11 protein-coding genes are annotated in these 13,422 nt (G+C 64.8%); 8 read left to right on the top strand and 3 right to left on the bottom strand.

Annotated elements, in window-relative coordinates; translation table 11 throughout:
- Window positions 1–54: 54 nt before the first annotated feature.
- A complete protein-coding gene (locus QRQ56_RS12405) occupies window positions 55–1,605 on the bottom strand; it encodes an acyl-CoA synthetase (protein WP_438740291.1) in 1,551 nt (516 codons plus the stop codon).
- Between the two features lie 267 nt (window positions 1,606–1,872).
- On the opposite strand from QRQ56_RS12405, the gene QRQ56_RS12400 reads away from it, so the two are divergent.
- The 7 genes from QRQ56_RS12400 (at window position 1,873) to QRQ56_RS12370 (ending at window position 10,730) form a co-directional block, all read left to right on the top strand.
- Window positions 1,873–3,009: an acyl-CoA dehydrogenase family protein gene (locus tag QRQ56_RS12400; protein ID WP_438740289.1), complete on the top strand. Its 1,137-nt coding sequence runs from the start codon at window positions 1,873–1,875 to the stop codon at window positions 3,007–3,009.
- A 122-nt stretch (window positions 3,010–3,131) separates the two neighbouring features.
- The gene (locus QRQ56_RS12395; protein ID WP_438740288.1) at window positions 3,132–4,298 is read left to right on the top strand and encodes an acyl-CoA dehydrogenase family protein; all 1,167 of its coding nucleotides are present in this window, start codon (window positions 3,132–3,134) and stop codon (window positions 4,296–4,298) included.
- Window positions 4,295–4,951 (top strand): glutathione S-transferase family protein, encoded by a 657-nt coding sequence (locus QRQ56_RS12390; protein WP_438740286.1) that lies wholly within the window; start codon window positions 4,295–4,297, stop codon window positions 4,949–4,951. The genes QRQ56_RS12395 and QRQ56_RS12390 overlap by 4 nt, the downstream gene beginning before the upstream one ends.
- 195 nt (window positions 4,952–5,146) lie before the next feature.
- A complete protein-coding gene (locus QRQ56_RS12385; protein ID WP_438740284.1) occupies window positions 5,147–5,947 on the top strand; it encodes a helix-turn-helix domain-containing protein in 801 nt (266 codons plus the stop codon).
- A gap of 193 nt (window positions 5,948–6,140) precedes the next feature.
- Window positions 6,141–7,007 carry a 3-keto-5-aminohexanoate cleavage protein gene (locus QRQ56_RS12380; protein ID WP_438740283.1) on the top strand — a complete coding sequence of 289 codons (867 nt, stop codon included), beginning with the start codon at window positions 6,141–6,143 and terminating at the stop codon, window positions 7,005–7,007.
- A 121-nt stretch (window positions 7,008–7,128) separates the two neighbouring features.
- Window positions 7,129–8,745, top strand: a complete 1,617-nt coding sequence (locus tag QRQ56_RS12375; protein ID WP_438740282.1) for an acyl-CoA carboxylase subunit beta — start codon at window positions 7,129–7,131, stop codon at window positions 8,743–8,745.
- Window positions 8,742–10,730 carry an acetyl/propionyl/methylcrotonyl-CoA carboxylase subunit alpha gene (locus QRQ56_RS12370; protein WP_438740281.1) on the top strand — a complete coding sequence of 663 codons (1,989 nt, stop codon included), beginning with the start codon at window positions 8,742–8,744 and terminating at the stop codon, window positions 10,728–10,730. The genes QRQ56_RS12375 and QRQ56_RS12370 overlap by 4 nt, the downstream gene beginning before the upstream one ends.
- Before the next feature lie 4 nt (window positions 10,731–10,734).
- Here the strand turns inward: QRQ56_RS12370 and QRQ56_RS12365 are convergent, their stop codons facing one another.
- Window positions 10,735–11,151: a hypothetical protein gene (locus tag QRQ56_RS12365; RefSeq protein ID WP_438740279.1), complete on the bottom strand. Its 417-nt coding sequence runs from the start codon at window positions 11,149–11,151 to the stop codon at window positions 10,735–10,737.
- A gap of 242 nt (window positions 11,152–11,393) precedes the next feature.
- On the opposite strand from QRQ56_RS12365, the gene QRQ56_RS12360 reads away from it, so the two are divergent.
- Entirely contained in the window at window positions 11,394–12,191 is a 798-nt protein-coding gene (locus QRQ56_RS12360) for a hypothetical protein (RefSeq protein ID WP_438740278.1), read from the top strand.
- A gap of 53 nt (window positions 12,192–12,244) precedes the next feature.
- On the opposite strand, the gene QRQ56_RS12355 is transcribed toward QRQ56_RS12360, so the two are convergent.
- Entirely contained in the window at window positions 12,245–13,360 is a 1,116-nt protein-coding gene (locus QRQ56_RS12355) for a DUF4253 domain-containing protein (RefSeq protein ID WP_438740276.1), read from the bottom strand.
- Between the last annotated feature and the right edge of the window lie 62 nt (window positions 13,361–13,422).

Below are 13,422 nucleotides of genomic sequence, written 5' to 3'. Positions count from 1 at the left end.
TCTGGGTGGTGCAGGCACGTCGAAAAACAAAAGCGCCCGCGAGGGGCGCTTTGATCAGGCGTTGGCGACCTTCTTGTCGACCTCGGACACGACCGAGAATTCTTTCCGCAAGGTAGGCTTGTGGATCTTGCCGGTGGCGTTGCGCGGTAACGCGTCGACGAAGCGAACCTGGCGAGGGCATTTGAAGCGCGCCAGATTCGCGGCGCAATGCGTGAATACGTCGGCTTCCGCAAGCTTCTGCCCGGGCTTGACCGCGACGATGGCAAGGCCGACCTCGCCCCATTGCGCATCGGGAACGCCGATCACGGCAGCTTCGGCGATGGCATTGAGCTGGTGCAGGACGTTCTCGACCTCGGCCGGATAGACGTTCTCGCCGCCGGAGATGTACATGTCCTTCCAGCGATCGACGATGTAGTAGAAACCCTCCTCGTCGACCCGCGTGGCATCACCGGTGTGCAGCCAGCCGTCGGTGAAGGAGGTCTTGTTCGCCTCCGGCCTGTTCCAGTAACCGGGCGTGATGTTCGGTCCCTTCACCCAGAGCTCGCCGAGCTCGCCGACATCGGCATCGCTGCCGTCGGGCCGCACGATGCGGACCTCGGTATGCAGAACCGGCTTGCCGGCGGAGCCGGCCTTGCGTGCCGCGTCCTCGCGGTCGAGCACCAAGACGGCCGGCGATGTCTCCGTCATGCCGTAGCCCTGCTGCAGCGCGACGCCGCGGGCCTCCCACACTTTGAGCAGCGGCACCGGCATCGGTGCGCCGCCGACGCCGCCGACGATCAGCCGGCCAAGGTCGGTCGTGGCGAAGGAAGGGTGTTGCGCCATGAACTGGTAGATCGCGGGCACGCCGAAGAACACGTTGATGCCCTGCGCGGGATCGTTGATCAGGCCGAGCGCGATGCCGGGATCGAAGGCGCGCATGATCATCACGGTGCCGCCGGCATGCAGCACCGGATTGGTGTAGCAATTGAGCCCGCCGGTGTGGAATAGCGGCAGCACGGTGAGCAGCACCGAGGCCGGTCCGATGCAGGCGGGGCCACCGAGATTGACGCAATTCCAGAAGGTCATGCCATGTGTGATGGTGGCGCCCTTCGGATGTCCCGTCGTGCCCGACGTGTACATGATGGTCGAGACGTCATCGAGCGTGACCTCCTCGATCTTCTGCAGCGGCTTGGCCGCGGCGATGCCGGCTTCATAGGATCCGCCGGGGCCGAGCAGCAGGCTGGTCGCGATGCCACAGAGCCTGGCGATGGCGAGCGCCGTCTCGGCGAGATCGTTGTCGTGGATCATCACCTTGGGTGCGCAATCGCCGGTGATGAACTGGAGTTCGGGAACGGTGAGGCGGGTGTTCAGCGGGACGAAGATGGCGCCCAGCCGGCCGCAGGCGAATTGCACCTCCAGCGTATCGGTCGTGTTCAGCGCCAGCACCGCGACGCGGTCGCCGCGCGCAATGTTCAGTGTGTGGCGCAGGAACGAGGCAAGGCGCGAGACACGGCCGTCGAGCTGCGAATAGGTGAAGCGGCGCTCGCTTGCGAGGTCGATCACCGCGACCTTGTCAGGCGTGCGGCGGCCGTGATGAACGATCCAGTCGTAGTAACGAACGGCCAAAATTCCTCCCTCGGCGGTCTTGTGCCGCCTCGCATCCCTGTTTCGCGCACCAATCCCGGCATGGCCCTGGGGCCAGCCGGAGTTTGTGCAACACGTCTTTTTTTGAACCGGAGTTGGCCTGCGAGGGATGAAAATCGTCTTGCGTTGAGTTGCTAGGGCTTCGCTGGCCGGGAAGCGGTTCCCTCGGCCAGCCACTCTGCGCAAGTGAGCCGCACATGTTCCAGCCATGGTGGCTGGGACGAATCCATCCCGCGACGCGAGAGTGCGATGAAGAGCCCGTTCTATACCGCCGAGCACGACGCCTTTCGCGAAATGATGCGGCGTTTCGTCGACAAGGAGATCGCCCCCTTCGCCCACGAATGGGACGAGGCCGGCGAATTCCCGCGCGCGCTCTATCGCAAGGCGGCCGAGATCGGCCTGTTGGGGCTCGGATTCCCCGAGGAATATGGCGGGATCGCCGCCGATCAGTTCATGAAGATCGTCGCCAGCCAGGAACTGGCGCGGGCCGGGGCCGGAGGGATCAGCGCCAGCCTGATGAGCCACACCATCGGCTCGCCGCCGATCGCGCGCGCCGCACGGCCCGAGGTGAAGGCGCGCGTGCTGCCGCAGGTGCTGGCAGGCGAGAAGATCTCCGCGCTCGCGATCACCGAGCCCGGCGGCGGTTCTGACGTCGCAAGCCTCCGCACCCGGGCGCGGCGCGACGGGGATCACTACGTCGTGAGCGGCGAAAAGACCTTCATCACCTCAGGGATGCGCGCCGATTATCTGACCGTTGCGGTGCGTACTGGAGGCGAGGGCGCCGGCGGCGTCAGCCTGCTCCTGATCGAAGGCGAGACGCCGGGCTTGTCGCGCACAAAATTGAAGAAGATGGGCTGGTGGGCGTCCGATACCGCGACGCTGCATTTCGACGAATGCCGCGTGCCGGCCGAAAACCTGATCGGCGAGGAGGGCCAGGGCTTCAAGATCATCATGCAGAACTTCAACAGCGAGCGCATGGGCATGGCCGCGGGCTGCACTGCCTTCGCCCGGGTCTGTCTCGACGAGGCGATCGCCTATGCCAAGGAGCGCAAGACCTTTGGCAAACCGCTCGCCCAGCACCAGGTCATCAGGCACAAGATCGTCGACATGGCGCAGAAGGTGGCGGCCTCGCAGGCAATGCTGGAGATGCTGGCCTGGCGCCTCGAGCAGGGCGAGAGCCCGGTCGCCGAGATCTGCATGATGAAGAATCAGGCAACCCAGACCATGGCGTTCTGCGCCTCGGAAGCCGTGCAGATTTTTGGTGGCGCCGGCTTCATGCGCGGCATCAAGGCCGAGCGCATCTACCGCGAAGTCAAGGTCAACGCCATCGGCGGCGGCACCGAGGAGATCATGAAGGATCTGGCATCGAGGCAGATGGGGTTGTGAATCCCCGTCATTCCGGGGCGACGCGAAGCGTCGAACCCGGAATCCATCAGGCCGCAGACACCGTAGAGGAATGGATTCCGGGCTCATCGCTTCGCGATGCCCCGGAATGACGAGAGGAAAAAATGCTATTCACCGCCGACCACGACGACATCCGCCGCTCCTTGCAAAAGTTCATCGCAGGCGAGATCAACCCTCACGTCGATGAATGGGAGAAGGCCGACATCTTCCCGGCACACGAGCTGTTCAAGAAGATGGGCAGCCTCGGCTTCCTCGGACTGAACAAGCCGGTCGAGTTCGGCGGCTCGGGCCTCGATTACTCCTACGCGCTGATGATGGCGGAGGAGCTCGGCGCCATCAATTGCGGTGGCGTGCCGATGGCGATCGGGGTGCAGACCGACATGGCAACGCCGGCGCTGGCGCGGTTCGGCTCGGACGAGGTGCGGCGCGAATTCCTGACGCCCTCGATCTCCGGCGACTATGTCGCCTGCATCGGCGTTTCCGAACCCGGTGCCGGGTCGGATGTCGCTTCGATCAAGACCAATGCGCGCTCCGACGGCGACGATTACGTCATCAGCGGCGGCAAGATGTGGATCACCAACGGCACCCAGGCCGACTGGATCTGCCTGCTCGCCAACACCGGCGACGGTCCCGTTCACCGCAACAAATCGCTGATCTGCGTGCCCATGAAGAGCAAGGGCGTCACCGTCGCGCGAAAACTCGACAAGATGGGCATGCGCTCCTCGGACACCGCGCAGATCTTCTTCGACAATGTCCGCGTGCCCAAGCGCAACAGGATCGGCGAAGAAGGCAAGGGCTTCACCTACCAGATGATCCAGTTCCAGGAGGAGCGGCTCTGGGGGGCGGCGGCCTGCCTGAAGGCGCACGAATACATCATCGACCAGACCATCGAGTACACGCGCAACCGCAAGGCCTTTGGCCAGAGCATTCTCGACAACCAAATCGTGCACTTCAAGCTCGCGGAGATGCAGACCGAGGTCGAGCTGCTGCGCGCGCTGATCTATCGCGCCGCCGAGCAGCTCGTCGCCGGCGAGGACGTCACAAAGCTTGCGACCATGGCGAAGCTGAAGGCCGGCCGGCTCGGCCGCGAGCTCACCGACGCCTGCTTGCAATATTGGGGCGGAATGGGCTTTACCAACGAGACGCCTGTCAGCCGCGCCTATCGCGACAGCCGTTTGACCTCGATCGGCGGTGGCGCCGACGAGGTCATGCTGATGGTCCTGTGCAAGATGATGGGTACGCTGCCGGGAAGTAAGGGGAAGGCTTCATGATCACGCTCTATCATTGCGACGCCGCGCGCTCGTTCCGTCCACTCTGGATGCTGGAGGAGATGGGGCTGCCCTATGAGCTGAAGATGCTGCCGTTCCCGCCGCGGGTCTTCGCCAAGGAGTACCTTGCGCTCAATCCGCTAGGCACGATTCCCTTCATGGTCGACGGCGAGACCAAGATGACGGAGTCCTCGGGCATCTGCCACTATCTCGGCATTAAGCACGGGCCGACGCCGCTGATGGTCGGGCCGGAAGATCCCGCCTACGGCGCGTTCCTGAACTGGATGTATTTCAGCGACGCCACGTTAACCTTTCCGCAGACGCTGGTGCTCAGATACACCCAGCTCGAGCCGGAGGAGCGGCGTAATCCGCAGGTCGCCACCGACTACGCAAAATGGTTCTTGGGGCGGCTGCGCGCCGTCGAGGCAGCGACGGCCAATGCCGAAACATTGTGCGCGGGCCGCTTCACCGCCGCTGACATTGTCATCGGCTACGCGCTGCGGCTGGCCGAGAATATCGGCCTCGCCAAGGATTTCGGGCCAAATGTCGCAGCCTATTGGGCGCGCCTGCAGCAGCGCGACGGCTTCAAGCGCGCGGTTGCTGCGGAGCAGAAGGCCGGCGCCGAGCAGAATGTTGCACCGCGTGTGAGGGCGTAAGTTTGAGCCCGTCATTCCGGGGCGATGCGAAGCGTCGAACCCGGAATCTCGAGGTTCCGGGTTCGGTCCAATGGACCGCCCCGGAACGACAACGCATGTGTCCATGACAGCGCTATCGCGTCGTGACAGCGCCCAAATTTCCGCTAAGGTGACCCCCGTCCGCAGCGGCCAGAGAGCCGCGCGAGGAGGACCCCAATGGAAGATAAAGGTCGCGAATCCGACCATCTGATGCTGATCACGCCGGAGCGGGTCTTTTATGCCGGTCTGCTCGGACGGCCCCGAAAGCGAACCCCCGGTTGCTGCCACGTCTATGTCGCGGTGAAAGGCAGCCTGCATCTCACCATCGACGACGTCCTCGCCTCCGGCGAGCTGTTCATCACCCTGCCGAACCAGCGGCACTCCATCGCCAGCGATTACCGCACTGCGATCAGCGTGACGCTCGAGCCGGAGAGCGTGCCGGATGGCGTGCTGGAAGCCCTGGCCGGGCGGTTGATGGGACCGGACCGCGCGCTCTATGCCCGCAAGATTCTCGCCGCCTATGCGCTGCTGCGCCAGCGCCGCTATGGCGACATCAATACCGCCGAATTCGACGAGATGTGCTTCGGCGAGGCGCTGCCGCGCCGCGTGCTCGACCCGCGCGTCACTCGCGCCGTCGCGCGCATCGAACGCTTCTCCGGCGAGCCGGTGACCGCGGATACCTGTGCGGCTGAAGCCGGCCTCTCGGCTTCGCGCTTCCTGCATCTGTTCAAGGAAGAGACCGGCATCTCGTTCCGCTCCTTCCGGGCCTGGAAGCGTGCGCGCCATCTGCTGCACTTCGCCAACCAGGACCTCAACCTCGCCCATCTCGCGCAGGACATCGGCTATCCCGATAGCACGCATTTCAGCCACTCGATCCGCCGCTTCTATGGCTTGAAGCCGCGCGCAATCTTCGTCGGCTCGCGAGACCTTGCGATCTATCGCAGCACCGAGACGGTGCGGATGGCGGAGGCTTCGTAGCTTCGTAGGGTGGGCAAAGGCGCTCTTGCGCCGTGCCCACCACCTCTCGGCACCCGGCACAGATGGTGGGCACGCTTCGCTTTGCCCACCCTACGAATTCGTCGTTTTTTCCAGCTTCTCCGCGCAAGAAGCCGCATGCCCTGCATCACATGATCGCAATCGTTGAATTCTCAACGTGCGAGACATTTTTGGCATGAGCGACAAGGCCGTCATCACCTGCGCGCTGAACGGCGTGCTCACCGACCCGAAGCAGCACAACGTGCCCGTTACGCCCGAGCAGATGGCGCGCGAGGCCAAGGCTGCGTTCGATGCCGGCGCATCCGTCATGCACATCCATTTGCGCCAGCAGGCGCCGGGCAAGGGACACCTGCCGTCCTGGGAGGTCGCGGTCAGCAAGGAGATCCAGCAGGCGATCCGCGAGGCCTGTCCCGGTGTCATCATCAATCACACCTCCGGCGTATCGGGGCCGAACTATTCCGGTGCGCTCGATTGCATCCGTGAGACCAAGCCGGAGATCGCCGCCTGCAACGCCGGCTCGCTGAACTATCTGAAGGTGAAGGCCGACAATACCTGGGCCTGGCCGCCGATGATGTTCGACAATGCCGTCGAGAAGGTGAAGGACTATCTCGACGTCATGAACGCGGTCGGCACCATCCCGGAATTCGAGTGCTTCGACGTCGGCATCGTGCGCTGCGTTGGCATGTACCATCAGGTCGGCATGTACAAGGGCCCGCTCGAATACAACTTCGTCATGGGTGTTGCGTCCGGCATGCCGTCGGATCCCGAGCTTCTGCCGATCCTGATCAAGCTGAAGCGGCCCGAGGCGCATTTCCAGGTCACCGCCATCGGCCGCGAGGAGATCTGGCCGCTGCACCAGCGCTGCGCCGAGCTTGGCGGCCATCTGCGCACTGGTCTCGAAGACGCCTTCTATCTCGCCGACGGCAAGAAGGTGACGTCGAACGGCCAGCTCATCGAAGCCATCGCCGCCTGCGCCCGCCGCGCCGGCCGGGAGATCGCGAGCCCCGCCGAGGCGCGGAAGATCTTTGGGACGAACAGGTAGTCACACACTTCGTCATTCCGGGATGGCCCGAAGGGCCAGGCCCGGAATCCATAACCACGATCGGGAGTATGGATTCCGGGCTCGCGCTCCGCGCGCCCCGGAATGACGAGCAGGAGAACTAATGTCTACCATCGAAAACACCATCTCCCCCGGCAGCGCCGCCTACCACGCCAACCGCGACGGCATGCTCGGCCTGATCGACCGCATGCGCGCGCTGGAAGAACGCACGCGGGCCGCATCGGCCGCGGCGAAGGACCGTTTCCACAAGCGCGGCCAGCTGCTGCCGCGCGAGCGCGTCGCGCTGGTGCTTGATCCCGGCGCACCCTTCATCGAGCTGTCCACGCTCGCCGGCTACATGTTCGACGTGCCCGATGCCAACAGGAGCGTGCCCGGCGGCGGCGTCATCGCCGGCATCGGCTTCGTCTCGGGCATCCGTTGCATGGTCAGCGCCAACGACGCCGGCATCGATGCCGGTGCGCTGCAGCCCTATGGCCTCGACAAGACCTTGCGGGTGCAGGAGCTCGCGCTGGAGAACAAGCTGCCTTATGTGCAGCTCGTCGAAAGCGCCGGCGCCAATCTCTTGCGCTATCGCGTCGAGGACTTTGTCCGTGGCGGCAACATCTTCCGCAATCTCGCCCGGCTCTCGGCGGCCGGGCTCCCCGTCGTCACCGTCACGCACGGCTCGTCGACGGCCGGCGGTGCCTACCAGACCGGTCTCTCCGATTACATTGTCATGGTTCGCGGCCGCACCCGCGCGTTCCTCGCCGGGCCGCCGCTGCTGAAGGCCGCGACCGGCGAGATCGCAACCGAGGAAGAGCTCGGCGGCGCCGAGATGCACACGCAAGTGTCCGGCCTCGGCGATTATCTCGCCGAGGACGACCGCGACGCGCTGCGGATCGCGCGCGAGATCATGGCCGCGCTGCAATGGGAGCGGCCGGGCCGCGTGGCGCCGGAGTTCAAGCCGCCGCGCTACGACCAGGACGAACTGCTCGGCATCATGCCGATGGACCACAAGCGCACCGTCGACATGCGCCAAGTGATCGCGCGCATCGTCGATGATTCCGATTTCACCGAGATGGCGCCGAATTACGGCCCGGCCACCGTCTGCGGCCACGCCCGCATCGAGGGCCAGGCAATCGGCATCATCACCAACAACGGCCCGCTCGATCCCGCCGGCGCCAACAAGGCGACGCACTTCATCCAGGCCTGCTGCCAGACCCGCACGCCGATCCTCTATCTCAACAACACCACGGGCTACATGGTCGGCAAGGCCTACGAGGAGGCCGGCATGATCAAGCACGGCTCCAAGATGATCCAGGCGGTGACCTCGGCGACGGTGCCGCAGATCACGATCTATTGCGGCGCCTCGTTCGGCGCCGGCAATTACGGCATGTGCGGTCGCGGCTTCCATCCGCGCTTCTGTTTCTCCTGGCCCAATGCCAAGACCGCGGTGATGGGCGGCGAGCAGGCGGCCGAGACCATGGCGATCGTGACCGAAGCTGCCGCCGCGCGCCGCGGCAAGCCGATCGAGAAGGACAAGCTGGACGCCATGAAGGCGCAGATCATCGGTGTGTTCGACGGCCAGATGGACGTGTTCTCGACCAGCGCCCGTGTGCTCGACGACGGCGTGATCGACCCCCGTGACACCCGCGCGGTCTTGTCGGAGGTGCTCGCGATCTGCCGTGAGGGCGATGCGCGGACGCCGCAACGCATGCAGTTTTCGGTGGCCCGCCCATGAGGAACGGATCAGTGCAGCATCGCCCGTTCTTCAGGGTTCTGGTGGCCAATCGCGGCGAGATCGCGCTGCGCGTGATGCGCAGCGCGCGGCAGCTCGGTCTCGGCGTCGTCGCGGTCTATTCGGATGCGGATCGCGATGCGCTCCATGTGCGGCAGGCCGACCAGGCCGTGCGCATCGGCGAGGCCCTGCCGGCGCAATCCTATCTCAACATCCCCGCGATCATCGCGGCGGCCAAAGCGAGCGGCGCCGATGCCGTTCACCCCGGCTATGGCTTCCTCGCCGAGAATGAAGACTTCGCACAAGCCTGCAAGGACGCCGGCCTCGTCTTCATCGGTCCATCGCCGCAGGCGATCGAGGCGATGGGCAACAAGGCCGGTGCCAAGGAAATCATGAAGAAGGCCGGCGTTCCCTGCGTGCCCGGCTATCAAGGCGCAGACCAGGGCGACGAGGTCATGCTGGCGGAGGCCAGGAAGATCGGCTTCCCCGTGATGATCAAGGCGGTTGCCGGCGGCGGCGGGCGCGGCATGCGGCTCGTCAGCGACGCTGCGTCGTTCCCGGATGCGCTGCGCAGTGCGCGCTCGGAAGCCAAGGCCGCGTTCGGCGATCCCACCGTGATCCTCGAGCGCGCCATCCAGAATCCGCGCCACATCGAGATCCAGGTGTTCGGCGACAGCCACGGCAACGCCATCCATCTCGGCGAGCGCGATTGCTCCGTGCAGCGGCGGCACCAGAAGCTGATCGAGGAGGCGCCGTCGCCCGCGGTCACGCCCGAGCTTCGCGCGAAAATGGGCGAGGTCGCGGTATCGGCGGTGAAGGCGCTGCGCTACGAGGGCGCCGGTACGCTGGAGTTCCTGCTCGATGCCAGCGGCGCGTTCTACTTCATGGAGATGAACACGCGCCTCCAGGTCGAGCATCCCGTGACCGAGGCGATCACCGGGCTCGATCTCGTCGAGCTGCAGCTGCGCGTCGCGCGCGGCGAAGCGCTGCCGGTCAGGCAGCAGGACATCAGATTCTCCGGCCACGCCATCGAGGTGCGGCTGTGCTCGGAAGATGCCGCGCAGGATTTCATGCCGCAGTCCGGCCGCATGGCGCGCTGGCAGGTGCCGGGCGGCATCCGCGTCGAGCACGCGCTGCAATCGGGCTCGGAAATCCCACCGTTTTACGATTCCATGATCGCGAAGGTGATCAGCCACGGTGCCACGCGCGAGGAAGCGAGGGGACGGCTGATCGTCGGCCTTGAGCAACTCACCGCTTTCGGCGTCACCACCAACCAGTCGTTCCTGATGTCGTGCCTGCGCCATCCCGGCTTTGCCAGGGGCGAGGCGACGACCGCTTTCATCGGTGCGCACCGCGACGAGCTACTGGCGCCGCGGGCAGATGCGGCTTTCGACACGGCGCTGGCGGGCCTGCTGCTCTACGTCACCAATCCGCGCGCGCCGTCCTGGCAAACCGGCCGGAGCTTGTCGGCAACGTTCCCGCTGCCGGCGAAAATCGAGATCGGCGGCGAGATGCGGGAGCTCGAAATCACCCGCGAACGCGACGGCAGCTACATGGTCGCTGCCGACGGCCGTCAGGACAGGTTCGAGATCGACCAGCTCGACGCCGACACCATCCGCTTCCGCCATAACGGCGTGATGGACAGTGCAAGGTTCCTGCGCGACGGCGACCGGCTCTACCTGCAGCACCGCGGCGTCTCGCTCGGGATCACCGATCTCACCCTGGCCGCGCCGAAAGCCGCCGCTGCCAATGGCGGCGATGGCAAGGTGCGCGCCGCCATGAACGGCCGCGTGGTTGCGGTCCTGGTCAAGCCGGGCGACCGCGTTGCCGCCGGTCAGCCGGTGCTGACGCTGGAAGCGATGAAGATGGAGCACGTCCACAAGGCCGGCATCGACGGCGTGGTCTCGGCGATCGACGTCGCCGAGGGCGAGCAGGTCACCACGGGCAGGATCGTGGCGGAGATCGGGGTTGCTGCGCCGGCCGCGTGAGCGGCTACGCGCACTTCTTGAAATAGCGGTAGGTGTCGGGCGCCCGCATCCAGATGAAATCCTGGGTGAGGCCGCCATGGGCATTGATCCAGGACGTGATGTCCGCGGCGTAGGCGCGGCGCAGCGTCGTTGTCGCGTCGGCCCGGTGCGCCAGATGGAAGCCGAAACTCGCCTCCGGCGTGACGCAGATCCGGCTGCGCGGAATACGACCCAGCAGAACGGTGCAGGCGGACTGGCAGGGGCCGACGATGCGAACGTTCACGCCCTGGCGGGCGAGCTCGGTCCAGCGTGCATTGTAGGCGGCGACTGATCCACCATGATTGTCGGAGACGTCGATCGTCTCCGCGCGGGCGGCGGTGCAACAGGCGGCGATGACGAGAAGGCCGAGCAGGCCGCTCAGAGGTCTGGACAGAGACATCATCAAATCCATCGGCTGGAGTGAGCGGCGACCGCGATGCATCGACGAGCCTGACACCGAATGGATCGAGACTGTGTGGGTGATCTCACAAATGGGCCGTCGCTCATCGATCGATCTCCCAATATTACCTAACACCAAACGAATTCAGGCTCATAGCAAGGTAGACCGCATGAGTTTCACATCGTCTTGAACTTTGTTCATTTGTCGGCTACAAATATTGAACAATGTTCAATTTCGAGGTCCCGATGTACCCCGATGACCCTGCCCAAACGACCGTCGCCAAGCTTCCGTCGACAGCCCGCTGCATCGCATTCGGAGCGCTGCATGCCCGCGAAAAATATCTGATCTGCGCCCTCGTCGTCTTGGCTCTGGCAGCGATTCTGGCACCCGCGATGCCGGCCGCCGGCTGGCACATCCCGCACTTCGTCGACGGCCGCGCCTGGCTCGGCGTGCCCAACGCCGGCGATGTGCTGAGCAATCTCGCCTTTCTTGCCATGGGCGTCTGGGGCTCGGAGCGGCTGCGCTCCCGTCATGATGCGCCCGTCGGGGCAAGCTGGTTCTTCGTGGGCTTGATCCTCACTTGCCTGGGCTCGGGCTTCTATCATCTGGACCCTGACGTGTCGCAACGGCTGGTCGCTGATCGTCTCGGCATGGCCGTCGCCTTCGCGGGATTCCTGGGCATCGCGACCGGAGAGCGCGTCAGCGTGCGCGCGGGCGAGGCGGTGCTGGTGCTGATGATGATCGCGGGCCTGCTGGCTGCCTGGGTGGCACGCGATAATCTCACGCCATGGGTGGTCGTGCAGTTCGGCGGCATGGCGTTGGCCGTGGGGCTTGCGTTGACACGGCAGCGGCCCGGCGCAATCGGTGTGCCGATCGGCGGCGTGATCGTCTTCTACGTGCTGGCCAAGCTCTTCGAGTTGGGCGACGTGATCGTGTTCGAAGCGACCGGACATATGGTCTCGGACCACACGCTCAAGCATCTGGCCGCCGCGCTGGCGGCGTGGCCGGTGATCTGGGCGTTACGTGATCGCAAGGTAGATTAGCGCTGGACGTTTCGCGTAGCCCGTAGCGCTGACCCGCGCTAAGGGCTCGCCGGTCAATCCCACCAGAACACCCAATGCCTGCTCGTTGTCAGCGCAATCACATCAGATCGGATCGCTTCGCGTGAAAACTGATAGTCCCCAAGCGTCTCCTGGCAGAACAACAATTGTTCACGCAGAAGACCCAAAGCGTCTTCGAAGCTCGTGGGCGGACGGCTCACCCTGAATTCGAGCGTGCCGCTGCCGATGGCGCAGATGTCGGCGCCATACCGCGTGTGCCAATGCTCTGCGACCGCCATCATGTCCTCGGATGAGGGGGCATCGTTCCATCCACCGTAAAGCAGAAACGCCGGAATTCTCCAGCTCCTGGCGGTTGGAATGCGCAAGAGCGCCACTTCCCTGAACGGCTCGATCGGTTGCTTCGAGAGGTCGAAGACCGTCCACATCTGCTCTTCGACCGGCGTCCGCTCCTTGACCGGCTGCGGCAATTCAAGTTCGGGATCGGGAGTCACGGACGATAGCGCGTCCAAGGCGTCCCTCGTTTCGCGGTCAAGATTGCGATACGCGTCCTCAAAGAAATTCTCGACCGGGCGCCGCATCTTCAATGTCTCGCGAGCGGCTCCGATCCACTGCCGGCGTGTCATCTGGGGCAGCAACCAGGCGGCCGGGGAAAGAATCAGAGGAGAGAATCCCGCGACGGAGCCTTCGCGCTGGAGTGCTGCGAAACGCTTTTCAATCCCCTCGCCCGGAACAATTGTGAACTCCAGCTTGAGCCGCTCGATCTGCGTTTGCCATTGCTTCGCCTTCCTCGCCTCCTGTTCGGCCGCAAGCCTGGCCAGGGCATCGGGCGATCGCGCTGCGGCCCGAATCCGCTCCTCCCAAATGTGCTCCTCGATGAGCACGCCGGCGAACAGGGCGATAAGACCGATCGGCGACATAAAGGGGATGATCACGGCAATCCACGGCTCGACGCCGACCAAAGCCAGGACTGCAGAGAAGACAAAATCGCTCATGAGAACGCCGGCCATGGTTGCCATGCGCAGCCTTGCGCGCTCCATGCCGCCAGGAAAGGACGAGAATCTGGATGCAGCGTATTGCGGCGCGAACCGGACAGCGGAGGCCAACGCGCCTCCGACGAGAAGGATCGCCACAGCTGAAATGAAGCGAATCATGGATGGGGCACCGACGAGAGACAGGATGGATATCTCAGGTCGCGTCGATTCGTCGACTCTCG

Origin of the sequence: Bradyrhizobium sp. U531 (assembly GCF_051710265.1) — a bacterium.
In the GTDB taxonomy this organism is placed as follows: Bacteria; Pseudomonadota; Alphaproteobacteria; order Rhizobiales; family Xanthobacteraceae; genus Bradyrhizobium.
This window is presented reverse-complemented; position numbering and strand designations above follow the sequence as displayed.

Excerpts from the sequence above, each read along its gene's own strand:
- QRQ56_RS12385 (WP_438740284.1), top strand. The coding sequence starts at position 5,147 with ATGGAAGATAAAGGTCGCGAATCCGACCATCTGATGCTGATCACGCCG.
- QRQ56_RS12370 (WP_438740281.1), top strand. The coding sequence starts at position 8,742 with ATGAGGAACGGATCAGTGCAGCATCGCCCGTTCTTCAGGGTTCTGGTG.
- QRQ56_RS12365 (WP_438740279.1), bottom strand. The coding sequence starts at position 11,151 with ATGATGTCTCTGTCCAGACCTCTGAGCGGCCTGCTCGGCCTTCTCGTC.
- QRQ56_RS12390 (WP_438740286.1), top strand. The coding sequence starts at position 4,295 with ATGATCACGCTCTATCATTGCGACGCCGCGCGCTCGTTCCGTCCACTC.
- QRQ56_RS12380 (WP_438740283.1), top strand. The coding sequence starts at position 6,141 with ATGAGCGACAAGGCCGTCATCACCTGCGCGCTGAACGGCGTGCTCACC.
- QRQ56_RS12375 (WP_438740282.1), top strand. The coding sequence starts at position 7,129 with ATGTCTACCATCGAAAACACCATCTCCCCCGGCAGCGCCGCCTACCAC.
- QRQ56_RS12355 (WP_438740276.1), bottom strand. The coding sequence starts at position 13,360 with ATGATTCGCTTCATTTCAGCTGTGGCGATCCTTCTCGTCGGAGGCGCG.
- QRQ56_RS12360 (WP_438740278.1), top strand. The coding sequence starts at position 11,394 with ATGTACCCCGATGACCCTGCCCAAACGACCGTCGCCAAGCTTCCGTCG.
- QRQ56_RS12395 (WP_438740288.1), top strand. The coding sequence starts at position 3,132 with ATGCTATTCACCGCCGACCACGACGACATCCGCCGCTCCTTGCAAAAG.
- QRQ56_RS12400 (WP_438740289.1), top strand. The coding sequence starts at position 1,873 with ATGAAGAGCCCGTTCTATACCGCCGAGCACGACGCCTTTCGCGAAATG.